Here is a 22,872-nt window from a genome sequence, read left to right as displayed (position 1 = left end):
GACCATGACGCACAGTGACGATTTCGACGACGGCCTGGTGCACAGCCATGGCTGGGCGACCGAGCCGGCCATCCCGCCCTCGCTGCACGGGCTGAAGGCGCCGCCCCAGGCCAGCTCGATCCCGACGCCGAGCACCGCCTATCACGACGACAAGCTGGAGGGCTGACCGCGACGGGGCGGGCGCGGGATCGCGCCTCCCCCTCCTTCCGGCCACGGCATGGCGGGCGCCCCCGGGCGCCCGTTGCTATTCCCCGCCGAGCAGGCCGGTGACGACGCCCACCGTGCCGGCGACGATCACGGCGTTGAAGACATAGGCGATGATGCTGTGCAGCGTGGCGATGCGGCGGATCGCCGCGGAATGCGTATCCACATCCGTCACGCCGTTCGTCGTGCCGATGCTGAAGGACATGTAGAGGAACTCGGAGAAGGGTGGGTCGTCCTCACCGCCATGGAAGCGGATGCCGCCGCCGCTGAGCCAGAATTCCCGCGCGTAGTCCTGCGCGAAGAGGGTGTGGACGTAGAACCAGGAGAGCGCCACCGTCACCATGCCGAAGGCCGGCACGCCGCCGGCGCTTGTCGCCGCGTCGAGCCCGACGCCCGCCACCGAGGTGGCGGCGGCGAACAGGGAGAGCGTCAGCACCATGGTGCGCCGCTCGTCCGTCACCTCGGCATGGCGGCGCATCGCCTCGGGCCCGGCCGACCAGAGGCGGCGGAACAGCAGGGCCAGATGCACGGCCACCAGCACGCACCAGCCGGCCAGCGCCGCATGCAGCCAGCGCAGGCCATAGGCATAGGCCAGCCCCCCGCCCAGAAGGCCGGCCAGCAGCGATAGCGTGCTGATCCTCTGCCGGCCCGGCCAACCGGTCACGCGGCGCGCCTCACGCCGTCAGGGCGCGCGCGAAGACCGCCGGATCGACATTGCCCCCGCTCAGCACCACGCCGACCGTGCGGCCACGCGCCGGGATCCGCCCGGCCAGCACGGCGGCCAGCGCCACGGCGCCGCCCGGCTCCACCACGACCTTGAGCGCCTCGAAGGCGAAGCGCATGGCGCGGAACACCTCCGCCTCCGACACCGCCACGCCGCCCGTCAGGCGCGCCCGGTTGACCGCGAAGGTCAGCTCGCCCGGCGCCAGGGACAACAGCGAATCGCAGAGCAGGGAGCCCTGGCCGTCCGCCGAAAGACGTTCGCCGGCGGCCTGGGAGCGCCGGGTGTCGTCCCAGCCCTCCGGCTCCACCGCCCAGACCTGCGTGCCGGGCGAGGCGCCCTCGGCCGCCAGGGCGCAGCCGGCCACCAGTCCGCCGCCGCCGGTGCAGACGGCCAGCGCATCCAGCGTCAGCCCGGCGGCGCGGGCATCCTCGATCAGCTCCAGCGCCACGCTGCCCTGGCCGGCGATGACATCGGGGTGGTCGAAGGGGGGGACCAGGGTGCGGCCGGTCCGCCGCGCCAGCTCCAGCGCCAGGGCGTTGCGGTCGGTGCCGGCGCGGTCGAAGAAGGTGATCTCGGCGCCCCAGCGGCGCGTGCTCTCCACCTTGATGGCGGGCGCGTCCCGCGGCATCGCGATCAGGGCCGAGAGACCCTCGGCCGCCGCCGCGCAGGCCACCGCCTGGCCGTGATTGCCGGAGGAATGCGTGACCACCCCCGCGGCGCGCTGCTCGGGCGACAGGCGCAGGATGGCGTTCGTGGCGCCGCGGAGCTTGAAGCTGCCGGTGCGCTGCAGCGGCTCCGGCTTCACCAGGACAGTCCCGCCGGCCAGCTCGTCCAGCAGCGGGTGCCGCAGCATCGGCGTGCGAAGGAGGCGGCCCCGCAGCCGCGCGGCGGCGGCGAGGACATCGGCATGGGCGGGCGGCGTCAGGGCGTTCATCTCAGGACCTCGGTGCGGGGCGTAGGAACGTAGCCTCGCCTTCCGCACCCGCGCCGGCAAGCCCGCCAGATGGCGCGGGGACACGCCCCGGCGGCCGACGCCCCTCGGGCGCCCCCTGCCGGCGGGGGCCGGGCGGGACGTGGGCCCCCGGCGCGTCCACAACCAGGGAACCGTTGCCATGCGTGCGCGGGGATGCGTAACCTCTCGCCTGCAACGAGTGGCCATAAGGCCCGTGGCGGACATCACCGCCCGTTTAAGGAGGTTACCGAATGGAAGGCAACGGGATTTCCCGCCGCACGGTGCTGCGCGCCAGTGCGCTCGGCGCGGCGGCGAGCACCCTCCCCCTGGTCAATGTGCATGGACAGAGTTCCGGCGGCAAACTCGCCCTGGGCCTCTGGGACCATTGGGTGCCAGCTGGCAACGACGCCATGCGCAAGCTCGTCATGGACTGGGGGCAGAAGAACAGGGTCGAGATCCAGCTCGACTTCATCACCTCGGTCGGCAACAAGAACCTGCTGACCATCGCCGCCGAATCCCAGGCGAAGCAGGGCCATGACGTGCTCTCCTTCCCGACCTGGGAGGTGCACTCCAAGGCTGATCTGCTCGAGCCCATGGACGACATCATGGGCCGCCTGTCCGAGAAGTACGGCGCGCTGAACCCGATCACCGAGTATCTGGCCAAGGTCGAGGGCAAGTGGCGCGCCGTCCCCGCCATCTCCGGTTCGCAGAACAAGCCGGCCCTCGGCCGCATCGACCTGCTGAAGCAGCATGCCGGCATCGACATCCAGGCCATGTATCCGGCCAGCGCGACGGCAAGCCCCGAGGCCGCCAACTGGAACTGGGACACGTTCCTGAAGGCCGCCGAGGGCACGCACAAGGCAGGGGTTCCCTTCGGCCTGGCGGTCGGGCAGTTCACCGATGCCACCGACTGGATCGGCAGCATGTTCCGCTCCTTCGGCGCCGAGCTGGTGAACAGCAAGGGCGACATCACCGCCAAGTCGGACAATGTCCGCAAGGTTCTGGAATACGCCAAGCAGCTCTGCGCCTTCCTGCCGGGCGATGTCTTCTCCTGGGACGATGCCTCCAACAACCGGGCGCTGATCTCCGGCAAGTCGGCGCTGATCTTCAACCCGCCCTCCGCCTGGTCGGTGGCCAAGCGCGACGCGCCGCAGGTGGCCGAGCATTGCTGGACCTTCCCGGCACCGGCCGGATCGCAGGGGCGCTACACCCCCTACCTGCCCTATTTCTGGGGGGTCTGGAGCTTCAGCCGCAACAAGGGCGCGGGCAAGGCGCTGATCGAGTATCTGAGCCAGCGCGAGCAGGCCGAGACCATGGTGGCCGCCAGCAACGGCTACGACATCCCGCCCTTCACCAGCATGACCGACTTCAAGACCTGGGAGACGGAAGGGCCGCCGGCCGGCGTGGTGTTCAACTACCCGGTCAAGCCACAGCACAACGCGCAGCAGTTCATCGCCTGCTACCCGGCGCCGCCGGAGATCGCGGTGCAGATGTACAACCAGGGCATCCAGGCCAAGATGATCGCCCGCGTGGTGCAGAACAACGAGGCGCCGGACCGCGCCATCGCCTGGGCCGAACGCGAGCTGGAGGGCTTCAAGCGGGGCTGAGGGCCGTCGCCTGAACCATGGCGGGCGCGCGGGCCCTCCCGCGCGCCTCGCATCTCATCGTCCTGACACCGAGGGAATCCGGCATGTCCCAGGGCACGCTTTCCGCCTCCATCGCGCCGGGCAGCACCGCGCCGCCCCGCAACAGCGCGATGCGCCGCCTGTCGCGGCGCAATTCCACCGTCGCCTTCCTGCTCACCCTGCCGCTGATCCTGCTGATCCTCGGCCTCGTCGTCTATCCCTTCCTCTACGCCATCTATCTCTCCATGCTGAACAAGCGCATGACGCGCTTCGTCGGCTGGGAGAACTTCACCTTCCTGTTCGGGCGGGAGACCTTCTGGAACGTCGTGTTCCAGTCGGTGCTCTTCGCCGTCTCCGCCGTGCTGCTCAAGGCGCTGATCGGCTTCATCCTGGCGCATGTGCTGCACGCCCTGCCCTCCAAGGGCCAGCGCAAGTGGCGCGGCATGCTGCTGGTGCCCTGGGTCATCCCGCCCGCCATCTCGACGCTGGCCTGGTGGTGGCTGTTCGATCCCTCTTACTCCGCCTTCAACTGGGCGCTGGCGGGAATCGGCGTCGATCCCGTGCCCTGGCTCGGCGCCACAGGATGGGCGCGCTTCTCGGTGATCCTGGTCAATGTCTGGTACGGTTCGCCCTTCTTCATGATCATGTATCTGGCGGCGCTGAAGTCCGTGCCCGATCAGCTCTACGAGGCGGCGGCGATCGATGGCGCCACCCGATGGCAGAAGCTGCGCTTCGTGACCTTCCCGATGATGCGCAACATCATCTCGATCACCGTGCTGTTCAGCCTGATCGTCACCTTCGCCAATTTCGACATCGTCCGCATCCTGACCAATGGCGGGCCGCAGGACAGCACGCATGTCTTCGCGACCTATGCCTTCCAGGTCGGCATCCAGTCGGGCGACATCCCGCTCGGCGCCACGGTCAGCCTGTTCATGTTTCCCCTGCTGGCGGTCTTCGCCATCCTCACCCTGCGCGGCGTGAACAAGCGGACGAAGGAAATGACCTGAGATGAGCAGTACCACCGCCGCCTCCTTCACCCCCGCCGAGACGAGGCATGGCAGCCTGAAGCGTGAGCGCCGCTGGGCGATGATCGGCGCCTATGTCGCGCTGGCGGTCTTCGTCATCTTCTTCATGACGCCGCCCTTCCACATGCTGATGACCAGCCTGAAGAGCTCGGGCGAGATCGCCGACCTGTCGGGCAATCCCTGGATCGTCAGCGCGCCGACGCTGCAGAACTACTGGGAGCTGCTGACCCAGGGGAACTATCTGATCCATTTCAAGAACTCGATCATCGTCACGGTCAGCACCGTGCTGATCAGCATGGTGATCTCGACGCTGGCGGCCTTCGCCCTGGCGCGGATGAAGTTCTGGGGCAGCGCGACGCTCGCCACGGGCGTCTTCCTCACCTACCTGGTGCCGGAGACGCTGCTCTTCATCCCGATGTTCCAGATCATCGGTGGCCTTGGCCTCTACAACAACCTCTGGGCCATGGTGCTGATCTTCCCGACGCTGACGGTGCCGTTCTGCACCTGGATCATGATCGGCTACTTCGCCTCGATCCCGAAGGAGCTGGACGAGGCGGCGCTGATCGACGGTGCCGGCCACCTGCAGATGCTGTGGAAGATCTTCATCCCCGTCGCCCTGCCGGGCATCCTGGCGGCGATGATCTTCGCCTTCACGGTGTCCTGGGCGGCTTTCATCTATCCGATCGCCTTCCTGGTCAGCTCCGACCAGATGGTGCTGACGGTGGGCATCGTCTCCGACCTGATCCGGGCGGACACCTTCCAGTGGGGCAAGATCATGGCGGGCGCCCTGATGGCCGCCTTGCCGCCCCTGCTCGTCTATGCCTTCCTCATGGACTACTACATCGCGGGCCTGACGGCCGGCGCGACCAAGGGCTGAGGGGAGAGAACGAAGAATGGCGCAGGTAACACTCCGCAAGGTGGTCAAGGCCTATGAGGGCGGCGTGCAGGCCGTGAAGGGCATCGACCTCGACATCGCGGACCACGAGTTCGTCGTCCTCGTCGGCCCTTCCGGCTGCGGCAAGTCGACCACGCTGCGGATGATCGCCGGACTGGAGGAGATCTCGGACGGCGAGATCGCCATCGGCGGCAAGGTCATCAACGACGTGCCGCCGCGTGACCGGGACATCGCCATGGTGTTCCAGAACTACGCCCTCTATCCGCACATGACGGTGTTCGACAACATGGCCTTCGGGCTCATGCTGCGGAAGTTCCCGAAGGAGGAGATCAAGCGCCGCGTCGACAACGCCGCGCGCATCCTCGACATCACGCCGCTGCTGCTGCGCAAGCCCAAGGCGCTCTCGGGCGGGCAGCGGCAGCGCGTGGCCATGGGCCGCGCCATCGTGCGCGATCCCAAGGTGTTCCTCTTCGATGAGCCGCTGTCCAACCTCGATGCCAAGCTGCGCGTGCAGATGCGCACCGAGATCAAGAAGGTGCACCAGACGGTCAAGACCACGACCATCTACGTCACGCACGACCAGGTGGAGGCGATGACGCTGGCCGACCGCGTGGTGGTCATGAACGGCGGCATCATCGAGCAGGTCGGCCCGCCGCAGGAGCTCTACCACAACCCGGCCACGCGCTTCGTCGCGGGCTTCATCGGCAGCCCGGCGATGAACTTCATCCCTGGCCGTCTGGAGAACGGGTCCGGCGCGCTGCGCGTCCATCTGCCGGGCGACATCGTGCTGCCGGTGCCGGCCGAGCGCACGGCGCGCTACAGCAACCTGGCCGGGCGCGAGATCATCTTCGGCATCCGCCCGGAGCACCTGACCGAGGCGAAGAACCTCGACCGGCCGCATGTCGCGCCCATGACGGCGACGCCGGAAGTGACCGAACCCATGGGCATGGAAACCCTGGTGCACTTCAAGATGCAGGGGGCCGAGATCTGCGGCCGCGTCGATCCCAATGCCCCGGCGGCACCGGGACAGCCGCTGCCGATGGCCGTGGACATGAGCAACATGCACATTCTCGACCCGCAGACGGGGCGCGTCCTGTGAGCCGCACCGCCTGGGTCACCGGCGCCGGCTCCGGGATCGGCCGCGCCGTCGCCATCGCGCTGGGCCAGGCGGGCTACCGCCTCGCCCTCACCGGCCGGCGCGAGGCGCCGCTGCGCGAGACCGCCGGGCTCGCCGGGCAGGAGGCGCTGATCCTGCCCGCCGACCTGACCGACGCGGCGGCGGTCGATGCCGCGGCGCGGCGCGTCGCCGAGGCGCTCGGTGGCCCCGACCTCCTGGTGAACAACGCCGGCAGCAACGTGCCGCGCCGGCACTGGCACCAGCTCGGCGCCGCCGATGCCGCCCTGCTGGTGAACGCCAATCTCACCGCGCCCTTCCTCACCAGCATCGCCGTGCTGCCGGCGATGAAGGCGCGCGGCGGCGGGCTGATCGTGCAGATCGCCTCGATGGCCGGCAAGGGCACCTCCGCCGTCTCCGGCCCGGGCTACATCGCGGCGAAGACGGGCTTCGTCGCGCTCTCCGCCTCGCTGAACGCGGAGAACGGCATCCATAACATCCGTTCCACCTGCATCTGCCCGGGCGAGGTTGTGACGCCGATCCTGGACAAGCGCCCCGTCCCCGTCTCCGACGAGGAGCGGGCGCGCATGCTGCAGCCGGAGGATCTGGCGGCGGCGGTACTCTTCGTCGCCAATCTGCCCGAACGCGTCTGCATCAACGAGATGCTGGTGACACCGACCTGGAACCGGTTCCAGGCGGCCGAGGCGCAGAAGGTCGCGGCGATGCCCTGAGTGGCCCAAGGGGAACGCCCAGGGGGAAGGAAGGGCGCGGGGCCCCGCTTTCCCCTCCGGTGCCGCTTGTCATCCTGGCCAGCTGGGGCATGCTGGGGCGCAACAGAAACGCTCCGAGGAACGCTTGCCCATGGATGCCCAGCCCCCCGTCCTGATCGCCGCCGAGACGCTGGAGAAGCTGGTGACGGACATCTTCGTCGCCGCCGGCGGTTCGGCCGAGGAATCGGCGAACATCGCGCAGCATCTTCTGGGCGCCAACCTTGCCGGGCATGACAGCCACGGCGTCGCCCGCGTGCCGCGCTATATCGACTGGTTGCGCAGTGGCGACATGTATTTCGGCCGCACGGTGAAGGTGGTCACGGATGGCGGCGCCTTCGCCCTGCTGGACGCCGATTACGGCTTCGGCCAGACGGTGGCGCGGCAGGCCACCGAGCTGGGCATCGCCCGCGCCCGGCAGCACGGCGCCGCCGTCATCGCGCTCCGCAACGCCGGGCATGTCGGCCGCATCGGCCATTATGCCGAGATGGCGCTCGGGGCGGGGCTGGTGTCGGTGCACCTCGTCAATGTCGCCGGCTCCACCCTGGTCGCGCCCTTCGGCGGCGTGGACCGGCGCTTCTCCACCGCCCCCATCGCCATCGGCGCGCCGGTCGAGGGGCGGCCCGTGGTGCTCGACTTCGCCACCTCGCGCGTCGCCGAAGGCAAGGTGCTGGTCGCCTCCAATGGCGGCAAGGAGCTGCCGCCGGACGCGCTGATCGAGCCGGACGGCCGCCTCACCGGCGATCCGCACACCCTCTATGGCGACTATCCGCCGGTCGGGCCGCGCAATCCCGCCGGCGGCGCGGGCGCCATCCGCGCCTTCGGCGACCACAAGGGCTCGGGCCTGGCGCTGATGTGCGAGTTGCTGGCGGGCGCCTTCACCGCCGGCGGCTGCGCCGGCCCGCTGCCGCCCGGCCATCGCGGCCGCATCACCAACGGCATGCTGTCCATCTACCTCTCCCCGGCGCATTTCGGCACCGAGGCGGAGTTCCAGCGCATGGCGAAGGAGTATGTGGCGTGGGTGGCGGAAAGCCGCCCCGCCACGCCGGGGGGGCAGGTGCTGCTGCCGGGTGAGCCGGAGGCTCGCAGCCGCGCCGAACGGCTGGACAAGGGCGTGCCGCTCCAGCCGGACACCTGGACCGGCATCCTGCAGACGGCCGCCTCCCTCGGCATCCCCGCCCCCGTCTGACGGTTCGCGCGCCTGGAGGGAAGGAGCGTCCGGCCGGGTAAGCCTTACCCGGCCCGCGCTGGCCCTAGGACCCGCGCGGCGGCTTACTGAAAGGGTCGAGGCCCCGCGCCACCGGCGGCTGCCAGGTGCGCGAATCCGGCGTGCGGCCGCTCTGGGTGGTGCCGATGAAGGAGCCGCCGGTGCCGCCGCTCCAGCCGGTCGATCCCGAATTGCCCGGCGCCGTGGCGTCGCCCCGCCCCTGCGCCGGCGGCGTGGCGGGGCTGACCTCCTGGCTGGCGCCGCCCGCCTGCCCCCCATCCTGTCCCGCGCCCTGCCCTGCGCCCTGTCCTGCGCCCTGTCCCTGGGCCAGCGCGGGAGTCGCCAGGGCGAGGGCCACCGGGAAGGCCAGCACCAGCCGCCGCATCCATCCGCTTCGCATCGGAGCCTCCTCTTGTTCGGCCGGCCGGGCCAGGGGCGCCGGGGCCGGGGTTTCGCGCCTCGACCGGGCCGGGCGCGGCGACGTCACGCCACCACCACCTGCGGCGGGCCCTCGGCGGCCGTGCCGATCCGCCGGGCTAGGGGATAGCCTTCAGCGCGGATGCGGGCCAGCACGGACTCGGCGGCCTCCTCGGCGCAGGCGATGAGCAGGCCGCCGGAGGTCTGCGGATCGGTCAGCAGCAGGCGCTGCCAGTCCGGGCATTCGGGCGGCAGAACCACCTCGGCGCCATAGCTCTGCCAGTTGCGCTGCGAGGCACCCGTGACGAAGCCCTGCCGCGCCAGGGCGGCGGCCTCGGCCAGCAGGGGCACGGCATCGCGCGCGATCGTCAGCGTCAGGCCCGAGCCCCGCGCCATCTCCAGCGCGTGGCCGAGCAGGCCGAAGCCGGTCACGTCGGTGACGCCATGCACCGACGGCTCCGTGGCCAGGCTGGCGCCGACCCGGTTGAGCAGGGTGGTGGAGGCGATCATCTCGGCATAGGCGGCCTCGGGCAGGGCGCCGCGCTTGATCGCCGCCGAATAGATGCCGACCCCGATCCCCTTGGTCAGGATCAGGGCGTCCCCCGCCCTCGCGCCGGTGTTGCGCCGCACCTGATCCGGCCGCCCGAGGCCGATCACCGCCAGGCCGTAGATCGGCTCCGGCGCGTCGATGGAATGGCCGCCCGCCACCGGAATGCCGGCCTCCGCGCAGATGGCGGCGCCCCCCGCGAGGATGCGCCGCACCGTCTCCGGGCTCAGCTTGCCCACCGGCATGCCCAGGATCGCCAGCGCCATGATGGGCCGCCCCCCCATGGCATAGATGTCGGAGATGGCGTTGGTGGCGGCGATGCGGCCGAAGTCGAAGGGATCATCCACCATCGGCATGAAGAAGTCGGTGGTGGCCATCACGGCGAGATGGTCATCCACCTGCCAGACGGCGGCATCATCGGCCGTCTCGGCGCCGACCAGGAGCTGGCTGAAGGTGCCGGCCGCCGGCATCTCCGCCAGCAGCTCCCGCAGCACGGCGGGCGCCAGCTTGCAGCCGCAGCCGCCGCCATGCGCCAGTTCCGTCAGCCGCGGTGCCTGATCCTGCATCTCGCCTCGCTCCTCCACCCTCGTTCCCCTGGAAGATGGGTGATCCCGGCCCGGCTGGAAAGTGGGCCGGGCGAGGCGGGCCTCCGCCTCCCCGTCGCAGGGCGATCGAAGGGCCGCCCGCGCCCGCCTCAGTCGGCGAGCGACAGGATCTCCTCGGCCCGCCGCACCACCGGCAGGTCCACCATGCGTCCATCGAGCTGGAAGGCCCCTCGGCCCTCGGCCCGTGCGGCGCGGTCGCCCTCCACCACCCGCCGCGCCCAGTCGATCTCCTGCGGCGTCGGCGCGAAGGCCTCGTTCAGCGGCGCCACCTGCGAGGGATGCACGATCAGCGCGCCGCGGAAGCCCATGCGCCGGGCCTGGCGCGCCATCTCCGCGAAGGCGTCGAGATCGTCATAGGCGCCGATGCTGCCGACGAAGCCGAGCGGCAGGATGCCGGCGGCGCGCGCCGCGCAGAGCACGGCGTAGTTCGGCGTGAACAGCGCGTCCGGCCCGGGCACGCCGCCGATCGCGGCGGAATAGTCCTCCGGCCCCAGCGTCATGGCGGCCACGCGCGGATGCGCGGCGGCGATGGCGGGCAGGCCGAAGATCGCGCCCGGTGTCTCGATCTGCAGCACCAGGCGGATACCGCCCGGCGGCAGGCCGCGCTCCGCCTCCAGCTCGGTGACGGCCTCCGCCACCTCGCGCACGAAGCCCGGCTCCTCCACCTTGGGCAGGACCAGCGCAGCGAGGCCCGGCTGCACGGCCGCCTCCAGATCGGCGCCGATCTGGCGCAGGCTGTGGTTGACCCGCACCATGGCCGCCGTGCCGTTGCGGGCGATGCCGGCGATGGAGGCCGCCAGGCTGCCACGCGCCGCCGGCTTCTCCGCCGCCGGCACGGCATCCTCCAGATCCAGGATCACGCCGTCCGCGCCGCGCTCATGGGCGCGGGCGACGAATCGCCCGACATGCGCCGGCACGAAGAGCAGGGAGCGCCAGCGTGGCGGGGGAGCGGTTCGGGTCATCGGATCTGGTCACCTCTGCGGTCCGGGCGCGGGGCTCCGAGCACGGCGGGGCCCAGGGCCGGCGCGGCGGGCGGGGTGCCCGCCGACATCCTGTTCACGGCCGCGAAGCCTGCCACGACGCGGCGTCAGGGCAAAGGCCGGCGGGGAAGGTCGGGCCGGCCGCCGCAACGGTTTCGAATTGACACAGACATGGGGCGTCAACGACCCTTCGCGCAAGGCAAGACCCGCGCCGGACGCGGGCGTCCAGGGAGAAAGCCGCACCATGTCGATGCCCCTCCTGCCGCGCCGGGCGCTTCCCGCGGCGCTGGCCGGCCTCCTGGCCGCGCCGACCGTCGCGCGGGCGCAGTCCTGGCCCGCCCGCCCCCTGACCATCGTCGTGCCCTGGGCGGCGGGCGGCGGCGCCGACACCGTGACGCGCGTCCTCGCCGCCGGGCTGGAGCAGGAGGTGCGCACGCCGGTCAATGTGGTCAACCGCACCGGCGGCAATGGCGTGGTCGGCCACACCGCCATCCTCACGGCGCGGCCGGACGGCTACACGATCGGCCTCGCCACCTCCGAGATCTCCTACTTCCGCACCCTCGGCATGGCCGAGATCTCGCCCGACAGCTTCGACATCCTCTCCCGCGTCGCCACCCTGCCGGCCGGTGTCACGGTGAAGGGCGACGGACCCTGGCGCAGCGTGCAGGATGTCCTGGCCGCCATCCGCGACGGCCGGCGCGGGCAGTACACCGCCTCGGGCGCGGGCGTCGGCGGCGCCTGGCACATCGCGCTCGCCGGCATGCTGCGCGCCGCCGGCATGGAGGTGAACGCGGTGCGCTGGGTGCCATCCCAGGGCGGCGCGCCGGCCATGCAGGACGTGGTGGCCGGCGGCATCGGCATGGCCACATGCTCGCCGATCGAGGGCAAGGGGCTGATCGATGGCGGCCAGGCACGCTGCCTCGCGGTGATGGGCGGCGAGCGCCTGGCCATGCTGCCGGCCGTGCCCAGCCTGCGGGAATCCGGCCTCGACTGGACCTTCGAGAACTGGTTCGCCCTGGTGGCGCCGCGCGGCCTGCCGGAGGACGTGCATCGGCCGATGCGCGAGGCGCTGGGCCGCGCCCATGCCCGGGCCGAGGTGCGGGAGGCGCTCCGCCAGCGCGGCATCGTGCCGGTCTGGGAATCCGCCGAGGCGGCGGACGGCTTCGCCCGCGACTATGCGCGCACCGCCGCCGACCTGCTCGGCGCGCTCGGTCTGGCCAGGGGCTGAAGCCGGATCATGGGCGGGGAGAATCCCTGGGACGGCGCGATCGTCGATGCGCATCAGCACTTCTGGGAGCCGGAGCACGGCCGCAATCCCTGGCTGGCGCCGGAGGCCGCGATCCCCTTCCGCTACGGCGACTACAGCGCCCTCAAGCGCCGCTACCTGCCGGAGGACTACCGCCGCGACGCCGCCGGGCATGACATCGTCGAGACCGTCTATGTCGAGACCGAGTGGGATCCGGCGGACGGTCCGGGCGAGACGCGCTACGCCGCGGCGCTGGCGGAACGCCACGGCCTTCCCAACGCCATCGTCGCCCAGGCCTGGCTGGACCGGCCGGATGCCGCGGCGCTGCTGGCCTGGCAGGCGGAGTGCCCGCTGGTGCGCAGCGTGCGCCACAAGCCCGGCGGCCCGGCCAGCCCGGCCGAGCGGGGCGCGCGGCGCACGCTGATGTCGGACCCCGCATGGCGGCGCGGCTATGAGCGGCTGGCGCGGCACGGGCTGCATTTCGACCTGCAGACACCCTGGTGGAACCTGCCCGAGGCGGTGGCCCTGGCGCGCGACTTCCCGGAGACGCTGATCATCCTGAACCATGCCGGCCTGCCCGCCGCGCGCGACGCGGATTCGCTGCGCCGCTGGCGCGAGGCGATGGCCGGCTTCGCCGAATGCCCGAACGCGCGGGTGAAGATCTCCGGCCTCGGCCTGCCGGGCCGCCCCTGGCGTGCCGTCGAGAACCGCTGGATCGTGCTGGAGACAGTGTATCTCTTCGGCCCGGAGCGGGCGATGTTCGCCAGCAACTTCCCGGTCGACAGCCTCTGCGGCAGCCTCGACAGCATCCTCTCCGGCTTCAAGTCGATCACGGCCTGCCTGCCGCGCGCCGCCCAGGCCCTGCTGTTCCGCGACACCGCGCGCGCCGTCTACCGCACCGGCGGAACGGCGCCATGAGCGCGCCGCGCCTGGGCTTCATCGGCATCGGCATCATGGGCGAGGCCATGGTGCTGCGGCTGCTGGAAAGCGGCTTCCCGGTCACCGCCTGGAACCGCGAGCCGGAGCGGCTGGAGGCCGTCCTGCCGCAAGGCGCCGTGGCGGCGAAGTCGCCCGCGGCCGTGGCGGCGGCGAGCGACATCCTGCTGCTTTGCGTGCTGCACACCGATGCCGTGCGCGAGGTGGTCTTCGGGCCGGGCGGCATCGCCACCGCCAGGGCGCCGGCGGGCGGCGTGCTGATCGACCATTCCACCATCGAGCCCGCGGCGACGCGCGGGATGGCGGAGCGGCTGGCGCGCGAGGCCGGCTGGGGCTGGGTGGACGCGCCGGTCTCCGGCGGGCCGCAGGCGGCGCGCGAGGGGCGGCTCACCATCATGGCCGGCGGCGCGGAGGCGGATGTCGCGCGCGCCGCGCCCGTGCTGGCGGCGCTCGGCGCGCGGGTGACGCATCTGGGCCCCAGCGGCGCCGGGCAGACGGCCAAGGTGCTAAACCAGGCCATCGTGGGCGCCGGCTATGTCGCGATGGCGGAGGCCCTGGCCCTGGCGGAGGGCCCCCGCCCGGGCGCCGCCCCCCCGCCCGCCGCCCTGGCCGGCGGCCATGCCGATGGAAGCATGCTGCAGCGCATCTTCCCGCAGATGCGGCAACGCGCCTTCGAACCGCCGGCCGGCCGCGCGCGGCAGATGCTGAAGGACCTCGACGCGGTGCTGGCCTTCGCGCGCGAGCACGGCGTGGCGCTGCCGCTGGTCGAGGCCGCGACGGCGCGCTTCGCGGAACACGTGGCGCGCGGCGAGGGCATGAGCGACACCGCCTCTGTGATCCGGCTCTATCGCCCCGACCCGCCCGGCTGACTCCGCCCGCTGACATCGGCGCGCTTGACCGCCTCGTTGAAGCGCCGACACAATCCGTACCGCCGACGGATGCTGGAACCTGGCGCGCAAGCCCGGCCCGCCGTTGTGGGAAGGAAGGGGACGATCCATTGCAGCTTTCCGACAAGGTGACCGGCGCCCTGCTGATCGCGCTGGGCGGCGTCACGGCCTATGGCGCGTCCCTGCAACCTGGCGTGCCGGGCCAGGATGTGGGGCCGAGCGTCTTTCCGGCCGTCATCGGCCTTGGGCTGATGGGATGCGGCGCCATGATCGCCTTCGGCGTCGGCCACAGCTTCGAGGCGCCGGACGACACCATTCCGGCCGAACCGGGCGAGACGGTGCCGCGGCCGCCGCGCTTCGCCGAATGGCGGGCCTTTCTCGCGCCGCTGCTGCTGGTCTTCTACGTGCTGGTCTCGGAGACCCTCGGCTTCCTGATCACCGCGGCGATCTGCATCCTGGTGATGACCCGCGCCCTCGGCGGAAGCTGGCGGCTCGCCGTGGCGCTGGCCCTGCTCGGCCCCGTGGGCCTGCATCTGGCCTTCTACGAGCTGCTGCGCGTGCCGCTGCCCGACGGCCTGCTGGCGCTGCCCTGGTGACGCCATGAGCGACCTGATCGACGGCTTCATCATGGTCGGACAGATGGATGTGCTGGTCGCCATCCTTCTGTCCGCCATCTACGGCCTGGTGGTGGGCTCGCTGCCGGGCCTTTCCGCCACCATGGCGACGGCGCTGCTGGTGCCGGTCACCTTCTATCTCTCACCGATCGCGGCGGTGGCGACCATCATCTCCGCCTCGGCCATGGCGATCTTCTCCGGCGACATCCCGGGCTGCCTGCTGCGCATCCCCGGCACGCCGGCCTCGGCCGCCTATACCGACGAGGCCTATGCCATGACCCGCAAGGGCCAGGCGGAGATGGCGCTCGGCATCGGACTGTGGTTCAGCGCCATCGGCGGCATCGTCGGCACGCTGTCGCTGATGGTGATGGCGCCGGCGCTGGCCGAGGTGGCGCTGAACTTCTCCTCCTTCGAGTATTTCTGGCTCGCCGTCCTCGGCCTGATGTGCGCGACACTGGTCGCGCGCTCCTCGCCGGTGAAGGCCATCGCCTCGATGCTGCTCGGCCTGCTCTTCTCCTGCATCGGCATGGAGAATCCGGCCGGCGCGCCGCGCTTCACCTTCGGCATGACCGACCTGCTCGGCGGCATCGAGCCGCTGCCGGCGCTGGTGGGCGTCTTCGCGCTGTCGGAGGTGATGCGCGCGCTCGCCACCGCCGAGCCGCCGCCGCTGCCGCGCCGCAAGTTCGGCAGCATCCTGGCCGGGCAGTGGAGCCTGACCAGGAGGTTCCAGTGGCCGATGTGGCGCGGCAATGTCGTCGGCATCATCATCGGCGTGCTGCCGGGGGCGGGCGCCGACATGGCCGCCTGGGTCAGCTACGCCCTCTCCAAGCGCTTCTCGAAAACGCCGGAGAAATTCGGCACCGGCCATCCGGAAGGGCTGGTCGAGGCCGGCGCCAGCAACAATGCCTCGCTCGCCAGCGGCTGGGTGCCGGCGCTGCTCTTCGGCATCCCGGGCGACACCATCACCGCCATCGCCATCGGCGTGCTCTACATGAAGGGACTGAACCCCGGCCCGACGCTGTTCACCGAGCGGGCGTCGAGCATGTACGCGCTCTACATCATCTTCATCCTGGCCAATATCATCATGATCCCGCTCGGCATCCTGATGATCCGCCTGGCGACGCGGGTGCTGCGCGCGCCCCGCGCCTCGATCATGCCGGTCATCCTGATGCTCTGCGCCATGGGCGCCTTCGCCACCGGCAACAACCTCTTCGCCATCCTGCTGGTCGGCTTCTTCGGCGTGCTGGGCTACATCATGGAGCGCAACGGCTACCCGGTGGCGGCGCTGGTCCTCGGCATCGTCATGGGCTCCATGGTGGAGCAGAGCTTCGTCACCTCGCTGATCAAGTCGGACAACAGCCTGCTGCCCTTCTTCGAGCGGCCGATCTCGGCCGTGCTGGCCACCATCACCCTCGCCGCCCTGCTCTGGCCGGTGGCCGCCTGGCTGATCCGCCGCCGGCGCCGCGCCCCGCGGCGCCCCGCTCCGCAGGGCGGCTGAACCGGCCGATCCACCACCGCGCGGGCCGGGCTTCATCCTGGCTGGCGCGGCGTTTCCCGCCTATGATCGCCATGAACCGGCAGTCATGCCGGAGCAAGCCTGACGACAGGAAAGACACGTCCATGACACCGATCTCCCGCCGCGGCGTGCTGCTGGGCGCCGCCGCCCTTCCCCTCGCCGGCACGGCTTTGGCGCGCCCGGCCCTGGCGCAAACGCGCTATCCGGTGCGGCCCCTGCAGCTGATCTGCCCCTGGGGCGCCGGCGGCGGCACCGACGCCACGGCGCGCATCGTCGCCTCGCTGCTGGAGAGGGAGCTGGGGCAGCCGGTGAATGTCGTGAACCGCACGGGCGGCTCCGGCGTGGTCGGCCATGCCGCGATCAACGCCAGCAATCCCGATGGCTACACCATCGGCATCATCACCGTGGAGATCACGATGATGCACTGGCAGGGGCTGACGCCGCTGACCTATGCGGACTACACGCCACTCGGCCTGGTGAACCGCGACGCGCCCGGCGTGCAGGTCAGCGCCAGCGCGCCCTACAAGGACATCAAGGCGCTCGCCGAAGCGATCAGGGCGGCGCCCCCCGGCAAGCTCAAGGCCTCCGGCACCGGACAGGGCGGCATCTGGCACCTCGCCCTGGTCGGCTGGCTGCAGGCCATGGGGCTGAAGCCCGACCATGTCCGCTGGGTGCCCTCGAACGGCGCGGCGCCGGGCATGCAGGACCTGGTGGCGGGCGGCATCGACATCGTGCCCTGCTCGATTCCCGAAGCGCGGGCCATGCTCGATGCCGGCCGCGCCCGCAGCCTCGCCATCATGGCGCCGCAGCGCGACCCGCTCTTCCCCGACATCCCGACCCTCAAGGAGAGCCTCGGCGTCGAGTACCAGACCGCCGTCTGGCGCGGCATCGGCGGCCCACCCAAGCTGCCGGCCGAGATCGCCGCGAAGCTGACCGCCGCGCTGGAGAAGGTGGCGAAGTCGGAGCAGTACGCCGAGTTCATGAAGTCGCGCGGCTTCGGCATGGACTGGGCCGATGGCGCCGGCTTCGGCAAGGTCATGGCCGAGACGGACAAGGCCATGGGCGAGGCGATGCGCGCGGCGGGGCTGGCCAAGAGCTGAGCCCGGGGATGACGGAGCGGGCGCCGGGCTTGGCGCCCCGCTCCGCCTCTGCGACCCTGGCGCCCCGGCCGCCACGGAGTCCCGCTTGCTGATCGCCTATACCCAGCTCGCCACCGCCATGGCGCTGGTCGGCGCCAATGTGGCGGTGGCGAAGCTGCTGGCGGCGGCCCTGCCCATCGCCATGATCGCCGGGCTGCGCTGTCTGCTGGCCTGCCTCCTGCTCTGGCCGCTGGCCCGGCTCCGGGAAGGCGGCGCGCGGCCCTCCGGCCCGGTGCTGCGCAACCTGGCGGCGCAGGCCCTGCTGGGCACCCTGCTCTACAACGCCGCGCTGCTCTCCGGCCTGCGCCATACCTCGGCACTGGAGGCCGGGCTGGTGCTGGCCACCCTGCCGGCGGTGATCGCGCTGGGCTCCGCCCTCTGGCTGCGCGAGCGGCTCGCGCCCCGGCAATGGGCGGCCGCGCTCCTGGCCGCCTCCGGCATGGCGGCGATCACCCTGACGCGGATGGCGGAGGGGGACGGCGGAGACGGCAGCCTGCTCGGCAATGCCCTGGTCTTTCTCGCCGTCTGCGGTGAGGCCGCCTATGTGCTGCTGGCCAAGCGCATCGCCGGGCGGGTGCCGGTCCTGACCGCCAGTTTCTGGATGCAGGCCTTCAGCGCGCTGATGCTGCTGCCCTTCTGCCTGCCGGTGCTGGGCAGCGTGGCGGCGCTGGCGGTGCCGGAGACGGCGGGTCTGCTGGTCTTCCACAGCCTGACCGCCTCGGTGCTCTGCCTGCTGCTCTGGTATGCCGGGCTGCGCCGGGCGCCGGCCGGCGTCGCGGGCATCTTCACGGTCTTCCTGCCGGCGACGGCCGCGGTGGTGGCCGTCGCCCTGCTGGGCGAGGCCTTCCAGCCGCTGCACGCGCTGGGCTTCCTGCTGATGCTGGCCAGCATCGGCCTCGCCACCTGGCCGAGAAGGGTGACGCCATGAGGGGCTGGGTCACCACCACGGTCGCCGCCCTGCGTCGGGAACCGGCGACGGACTGGGCCGCACGCCTCGCCGCCGCCCAGGCGCGGCAGTTGAGGGAGGTGCAGCCGGCGCAGCTGGAATCCTGGCGCGCGCTCATCCATGTGCTGCAAAGCGCTTTTCCTGATCCGCGCAGCGATGACTGGGTCATCCTGCTGGAATGCGACCTGCTGCGGCTGGAGAAGCGTATCGACGCGGTGGTGCTGACGAATCGCGCCATTCTCGTCATCGAGTTCAAGAACAACGCCGCCGGATTCTCGCCGCAGGATGCCGCGCAGGCCGAGGATTATGCCCTCGACCTGCGGGACTTCCACGCCGCCTGCCGTCAGCATCCGGTTGTTCCCATTCTGTTGGCCAGCGCGGCACCCTCACCGCGCAATGACTGGCCGCTGCTCTGGCATGGCGTGACCTCCGTGCTGCGCGCCTCCGCCGAGAGCCTCCCCGCGCTGCTGGCAGGGATCCAGTCCAGCATCCCCGCACCGGACCGGCCGCTTGATGCTCTGGCCTGGATGGCGGCGCCCTATCATCCTGTCCCCACCATCGTGGAGGCGGCGCAGCGCCTTTTCGCCCGTCACGGCGTCGAGGAGATCGCCGCCTCCAGGACGGATGCCATCAACCTTGGTCTCACCACCGCCGCGATCCGTCGGGCGATTGACCAGGCCCGCGCCGACGGTGCCCGCTGCGTCATCTTCGTCACCGGCATCCCCGGGGCCGGCAAGACACTCTGCGGCCTCAACCTCGTCTTCGGCACCCATGCGACGGAGGGAGCCGCTTTCCTGACCGGCAACGCGCCTCTGGTGGCGGTGCTGCGTGGCGCCCTGCTTCTGGACGCAACGAAACAGGGCCGATCCCGCCGCCAGCCAGGGCGCGAGACACGCACGCTGCTGCAGAATGTCCATCGCTTTCTGGAGCATTACGTACGCGAGGCGGAAACCGCGCCGTCCGAACACGTCGTGGTCTTCGACGAGGCGCAGCGCGCCTGGGATGCGGATCAGGCCGGCCGCGACACGCAGCGGCGGCGCTCCATCCTGACCACGTCCGAACCAGCGCATATGCTGGAGATCATGCATCGGGTACCAGGGTGGTCCGTCATTGTCGCCCTGATCGGCAATGGCCAGGAGATCAACACCGGCGAGGCCGGCCTGGCGGAATGGGGCCGGGTGGTAGCTCGGAGCGGCGGCAGTTGGCGCGCCGTGGCGGCGCCAGCCACGCTGCAGGCGGCGGAGCCGGCCCAGCGTCTGGCGGAGGAACAGCCAGGCTGGCTCACGCTTGATCCGGACCTGAACCTCGCCATCCCCATACGATCGGTCCTGCACGATCGCGCCACGCTCTGGGTGGATGCGGTGCTGAATGACCGCCCGCAGGACGCCGCCGAGATTGCCGCCGCGGGGAGACTGCCCTTCTTCATGACCCGCGACCTCCATGCGCTGCGTACCGCCCTCCGTTCGCGCGTTCGCGGGCTGCGCCGGGCCGGGCTGGTCTGTTCGTCCAAGGCCCGGCGGCTGCGCGCGGAGGGGCTCGGCGTGCAGTTGCACGGCGCCGACGACGAGGTGGTCAACTGGTTCCTCCGCCGCTGGCCGGATATCCGGGCCTCGGACGCGCTCGAGGTCTGCGCCACCGAGTACTCCTGTCAGGGCCTCGAGCTGGACATGGTGGGGATGGCCTGGGGTGGCGACTTCATCCGCGAGGCCGGCCACTGGCAGGCGCGTCGCTTTTCCGGCACGCGATGGAACCGGGTCAGCCACCCGGAGATGCGGCGCTATATCCGCAATACCTACCGGGTGCTGCTGACGCGGGCGCGGTACGACACGGTGATTCTCATCCCCCCTGGCCATGCCGAGGATGCCACCCGCCCCCCTCAGGAGGCCAACGCCATCGCCGCCTATCTGCAGGCCTGCGGGGTCCGCCCCCTGGAGGGGCTTCCCTCCTGCGGCGACGCCCTGGCGCCCCAGCTGCTCTAGCGCCGCCTCAATGCGCCGGCTGGTCCTCCAGCCGCAGCCGCAACCCCTCGGCATTGAAGAACTCGCCGTCGCGGATCAGCGTGCGGTCCTCGTGCAGCTTGCGGGTCAGCGCGTTCAGCCGGGCGCGGGCCTCGGCGTCCGGCACCAGCCCCTCGCGCCCGGCACGGTAGAAGACGACGGCGGACCACGACACCCCGGCGCCGGCGAAGAGGGCGGTCATCTCCGGCCAGCGGGTCTCGTCCCCCACCACATGCAGCCAGGCGCCGCGCAGCGGCTCCACCGTGGTCTCGGTAATCCGCATCAGCACGAAGAGCATGGTGAAGTCGCCCAGCTCGCCATGCGTGGCGGCCAGCCATTCGTCGAAGTCGGTGTCGATCGGGGCGGTCATTCCCGGCCCTTCCCGGGGAGAGGTGGCGGAAGAGAATGGGAGTCGAACCCACCCGGGACAGTCTCGCTGCCCCACCCGGATTTGAAGTCCGGACGCCCCACCGGGGACGCCTCTCTTCCCTCCGTCCCGGGCGGTCCGAACAGGTCCACCCGATGAGGATTGATGCGCCGCAGATCGCCGCGGCGCAAGGTCACGCCGAGCCGGTCGAGGAAATCCAGGATCTGGATGGCGACCTTGCGGCCATTGTCCATGCGGTCGCGGAAGGCGGCGGCACCGAACCAGCCGCCCTCCGCTTGCGCGGCGACGTCCCGGGCGAGGCCCACCATCTCCGCCGTGGTGGCGCGCAGGAAGAAATGGTCATGCGCCACCTGATCGACCCGGCCGAGCCGGGCACAGGCCTTCAGCACCCGCCGCACCTCGCCTTCCGGTGCCTCCAGGAGACCGGCGATATCGCGCACGCGGGGCGGGCGGAAGCGCGCCTCGGCACCGAGCAGGGGGGCGATGCGGGCATAGAGCGCCTCATCCGCCTCGCCGAGCCGCACCGCGTGCCCCGGCAGGCGCAGGAAGGCGCCCTCCAGCACCAGCGCCGCCTCCTCCGCCAGGCGCTCCAGCGCGGCGCGGAAGGCCGGGGCCGGCAGGCGGGGGCTGAGCATGAGCCGCAGCCGCTCCCGCCCCAGCCCCTGCTGATCCGGGTTCTCCTCGTGGTGGCGGGCGAGCTGCTCCAGCAGCCCGTCCCGGAAATCCCGCCAGCCCTCGGGCGCGAGCGCCAGCCGCTGGCCGCCCGCCTCCAGGATCTCGGCCCCGACATCGGCGGCCAGCGCCTCGACCTCCTGCTGCCGCAGGGCGTTGTCCCGCGCGAAGGCGACCAGCTCGACGTGGCGCGGCGGCGTCTCCAGCAGGCGGCGCAGCCGCGTGGCCGGGTCACGCCCGGCCAGGGCATCGAGCTGCGCCAGGCGCTCGGGCGTGCGGCGCTTGCGGGCGGGCGGCCGCAGGTCGAGAAAGCGGCCGCCGCCGATGGTGCGTTGCGCCGAGACATCGCGCAGCACGAAGCGGTCCCCGGCGGCGGCGGCGATCGGCCGGTCCAGCACCAGCTGCGCGAGGCCGCCGCCGCCCGGCGCCAGAGCATCGCCCAGCGGCACCAGCCGCGCGCCGCCCGCGGCGCTGGCATGGTGCAGCCGGGCCGGGAACCAGGTGCCGAGCGGCTTCGGCTCGCCGGGCAGGATGCGGCATTCGGCATCGATGCGGTCGGTCGGCGCGTGCAGCGCCGGCGCCAGCACCATGTCCCCCCGGACGATGGCCTCCCGGGTGATGCCCTCCCCCGCGAGGTTGAGGGCGCAGCGCTGCCCGGCCACCCCCTCCGGCGCCGGCCGGTTCTGCGCATGGATCGAGCGGATGCGCGCGGCGAGCCCGGCGGGGCTGACGAGCACCGCCTCCCCCTGGGCGACGCGGCCGGAGAGCACCGTGCCGGTGACCACCGTGCCAGCCCCGGTCAGGGTGAAGCTGCGGTCCACCGACAGGCGGAAGGCGCCCGTCCCGCCCGGCGGCGGGGTCTCGGCGGCGGCCTGCTCCAGTGCCGCGCGCAGCGCCGCGATCCCCTCCCCGCTGCGCGCCGAGACCGGCAGCACCGGCGCGCCGGCCAGGCCGGTGCCCGCCAGCAGCGCCGCGATCTCGCCGGCGAGCGCGGCGCGGCGCGGCGCATCGGCGAGATCGGCCTTGCTGAGCGCCACCACGCCGCGCCGCAGGCCGAGCAGGTCGAGGATGGCGAGATGCTCGCGGGTCTGCGGCATGATGCCGTCGTCGGCGGCGACCACCAGCAGGGCGAAGTCGATGCCGGTGGCGCCGGCCAGCATGGTGTGGACGAAGCGCTCATGCCCCGGCACATCGACGAAGCCGAGCGGGGCCGGCCCGCCCTCGGCGCCGAGATAGGCGAAGCCGAGATCGACGGTGATGCCGCGCGCCTTCTCCTCCTTCAGCCGGTCGGTGTCGATGCCGGTCAGCGCCTTCACCAGGGCGGTCTTGCCATGGTCGATATGGCCGGCGGTGCCGACGATCATGGCGGCAGCGCCTCCGCCGCCGGTGGTGCGGGCAGCGGCGTCCCGGCCAGGGCGGCGGCGCGCGCCCGGGCCGCCGCGTCCAGCCCGGCGCGCACCGGCCCGAGG

At 71.8% G+C, this 22,872-nt stretch carries 21 protein-coding genes, 1 tRNA gene and 1 pseudogene; 15 read left to right on the top strand and 8 right to left on the bottom strand.

The annotated features are described in order from the left end of the window. Positions 1-4 precede the first annotated feature (4 nt). Positions 5-166: a hypothetical protein gene (locus tag ACVMLK_RS11130; protein ID WP_198368034.1), complete on the top strand. Its 162-nt coding sequence runs from the start codon at positions 5-7 to the stop codon at positions 164-166. A gap of 78 nt (positions 167-244) precedes the next feature. Here the strand turns inward: ACVMLK_RS11130 and ACVMLK_RS11125 are convergent, their stop codons facing one another. Both ACVMLK_RS11125 and ACVMLK_RS11120 read right to left on the bottom strand, forming a co-directional pair. Then, positions 245-868: a DUF1345 domain-containing protein gene (locus ACVMLK_RS11125; protein WP_198368035.1), complete on the bottom strand. Its 624-nt coding sequence runs from the start codon at positions 866-868 to the stop codon at positions 245-247. Between the two features lie 10 nt (positions 869-878). Continuing rightward, positions 879-1,862 (bottom strand): threonine ammonia-lyase, encoded by a 984-nt coding sequence (locus ACVMLK_RS11120; protein ID WP_457486434.1) that lies wholly within the window; start codon positions 1,860-1,862, stop codon positions 879-881. A 269-nt stretch (positions 1,863-2,131) separates the two neighbouring features. On the opposite strand from ACVMLK_RS11120, the gene ACVMLK_RS11115 reads away from it, so the two are divergent. The 6 genes from ACVMLK_RS11115 (at position 2,132) to ACVMLK_RS11090 (ending at position 8,495) form a co-directional block, all read left to right on the top strand. Then, positions 2,132-3,487: an ABC transporter substrate-binding protein gene (locus tag ACVMLK_RS11115; protein ID WP_198368037.1), complete on the top strand. Its 1,356-nt coding sequence runs from the start codon at positions 2,132-2,134 to the stop codon at positions 3,485-3,487. 83 nt (positions 3,488-3,570) lie between these two features. Then, positions 3,571-4,512, top strand: coding sequence for a carbohydrate ABC transporter permease (locus ACVMLK_RS11110; protein WP_457486433.1), 942 nt, complete (start codon positions 3,571-3,573; stop codon positions 4,510-4,512). Between the two features lies 1 nt (position 4,513). Continuing rightward, positions 4,514-5,407: a carbohydrate ABC transporter permease gene (locus ACVMLK_RS11105; RefSeq protein WP_198368039.1), complete on the top strand. Its 894-nt coding sequence runs from the start codon at positions 4,514-4,516 to the stop codon at positions 5,405-5,407. 16 nt (positions 5,408-5,423) lie between these two features. Next, a complete protein-coding gene (locus tag ACVMLK_RS11100) occupies positions 5,424-6,524 on the top strand; it encodes an ABC transporter ATP-binding protein (RefSeq protein WP_198368040.1) in 1,101 nt (366 codons plus the stop codon). Beyond that, positions 6,521-7,270 (top strand): SDR family oxidoreductase, encoded by a 750-nt coding sequence (locus ACVMLK_RS11095; RefSeq protein WP_198368041.1) that lies wholly within the window; start codon positions 6,521-6,523, stop codon positions 7,268-7,270. Before ACVMLK_RS11100 ends, ACVMLK_RS11095 begins: the two co-directional genes overlap by 4 nt. Positions 7,271-7,400: 130 nt before the next feature. Then, positions 7,401-8,495 carry a malate/lactate/ureidoglycolate dehydrogenase gene (locus ACVMLK_RS11090; protein WP_198368042.1) on the top strand — a complete coding sequence of 365 codons (1,095 nt, stop codon included), beginning with the start codon at positions 7,401-7,403 and terminating at the stop codon, positions 8,493-8,495. A 64-nt stretch (positions 8,496-8,559) separates the two neighbouring features. Here ACVMLK_RS11090 and ACVMLK_RS11085 read toward each other — a convergent pair whose 3' ends face one another. The 3 genes from ACVMLK_RS11085 to ACVMLK_RS11075 form a co-directional block, all read right to left on the bottom strand. Then, the gene (locus ACVMLK_RS11085) at positions 8,560-8,913 is read right to left on the bottom strand and encodes a hypothetical protein (protein ID WP_457486432.1); all 354 of its coding nucleotides are present in this window, start codon (positions 8,911-8,913) and stop codon (positions 8,560-8,562) included. Between the two features lie 83 nt (positions 8,914-8,996). After that, entirely contained in the window at positions 8,997-10,043 is a 1,047-nt protein-coding gene (gene selD, locus ACVMLK_RS11080; RefSeq protein ID WP_198368044.1) for a selenide, water dikinase SelD, read from the bottom strand. Between the two features lie 128 nt (positions 10,044-10,171). Next, the gene (locus ACVMLK_RS11075; protein ID WP_457486431.1) at positions 10,172-11,044 is read right to left on the bottom strand and encodes an HpcH/HpaI aldolase/citrate lyase family protein; all 873 of its coding nucleotides are present in this window, start codon (positions 11,042-11,044) and stop codon (positions 10,172-10,174) included. A gap of 262 nt (positions 11,045-11,306) precedes the next feature. On the opposite strand from ACVMLK_RS11075, the gene ACVMLK_RS11070 reads away from it, so the two are divergent. The 8 genes from ACVMLK_RS11070 (at position 11,307) to ACVMLK_RS11035 (ending at position 20,325) form a co-directional block, all read left to right on the top strand. Further along, positions 11,307-12,290, top strand: coding sequence for a tripartite tricarboxylate transporter substrate binding protein (locus tag ACVMLK_RS11070; protein WP_457486430.1), 984 nt, complete (start codon positions 11,307-11,309; stop codon positions 12,288-12,290). A 9-nt stretch (positions 12,291-12,299) separates the two neighbouring features. Continuing rightward, on the top strand, positions 12,300-13,226 hold the full coding sequence (locus ACVMLK_RS11065; protein WP_457486429.1) for an amidohydrolase family protein: 927 nt from the start codon (positions 12,300-12,302) through the stop codon (positions 13,224-13,226). Further along, positions 13,223-14,113 carry an NAD(P)-dependent oxidoreductase gene (locus ACVMLK_RS11060; protein WP_457486428.1) on the top strand — a complete coding sequence of 297 codons (891 nt, stop codon included), beginning with the start codon at positions 13,223-13,225 and terminating at the stop codon, positions 14,111-14,113. The genes ACVMLK_RS11065 and ACVMLK_RS11060 overlap by 4 nt, the downstream gene beginning before the upstream one ends. A gap of 128 nt (positions 14,114-14,241) precedes the next feature. After that, a complete protein-coding gene (locus ACVMLK_RS11055) occupies positions 14,242-14,727 on the top strand; it encodes a tripartite tricarboxylate transporter TctB family protein (RefSeq protein WP_422921973.1) in 486 nt (161 codons plus the stop codon). A gap of 4 nt (positions 14,728-14,731) precedes the next feature. Further along, entirely contained in the window at positions 14,732-16,243 is a 1,512-nt protein-coding gene (locus ACVMLK_RS11050; protein WP_198368050.1) for a tripartite tricarboxylate transporter permease, read from the top strand. A gap of 122 nt (positions 16,244-16,365) precedes the next feature. Then, positions 16,366-17,361 carry a tripartite tricarboxylate transporter substrate binding protein gene (locus ACVMLK_RS11045; protein ID WP_457486427.1) on the top strand — a complete coding sequence of 332 codons (996 nt, stop codon included), beginning with the start codon at positions 16,366-16,368 and terminating at the stop codon, positions 17,359-17,361. A gap of 85 nt (positions 17,362-17,446) precedes the next feature. Beyond that, positions 17,447-18,328 (top strand): DMT family transporter, encoded by an 882-nt coding sequence (locus tag ACVMLK_RS11040; RefSeq protein ID WP_422921975.1) that lies wholly within the window; start codon positions 17,447-17,449, stop codon positions 18,326-18,328. Further along, entirely contained in the window at positions 18,325-20,325 is a 2,001-nt protein-coding gene (locus tag ACVMLK_RS11035) for a DUF2075 domain-containing protein (RefSeq protein WP_457486426.1), read from the top strand. Before ACVMLK_RS11040 ends, ACVMLK_RS11035 begins: the two co-directional genes overlap by 4 nt. 7 nt (positions 20,326-20,332) lie before the next feature. Here ACVMLK_RS11035 and ACVMLK_RS11030 read toward each other — a convergent pair whose 3' ends face one another. The 3 genes and pseudogenes from ACVMLK_RS11030 to selB all read right to left on the bottom strand — a co-directional run. Then, positions 20,333-20,713: a hypothetical protein gene (locus ACVMLK_RS11030; protein WP_457486425.1), complete on the bottom strand. Its 381-nt coding sequence runs from the start codon at positions 20,711-20,713 to the stop codon at positions 20,333-20,335. 23 nt (positions 20,714-20,736) lie between these two features. Further along, positions 20,737-20,832 (bottom strand) — tRNA-Sec (locus ACVMLK_RS11025). A 57-nt stretch (positions 20,833-20,889) separates the two neighbouring features. Further along, positions 20,890-22,767 (bottom strand): annotated as a pseudogene (gene selB / locus ACVMLK_RS11020) (selenocysteine-specific translation elongation factor); the annotation flags it as partial. Positions 22,768-22,872: the final 105 nt, after the last annotated feature.

It is taken from the genome of Teichococcus aerofrigidensis (genome assembly GCF_054073225.1).
The sequence above is the reverse complement of the archived record's forward strand: the minus strand, read 5'-3'. Positions and strand labels throughout refer to the sequence as shown.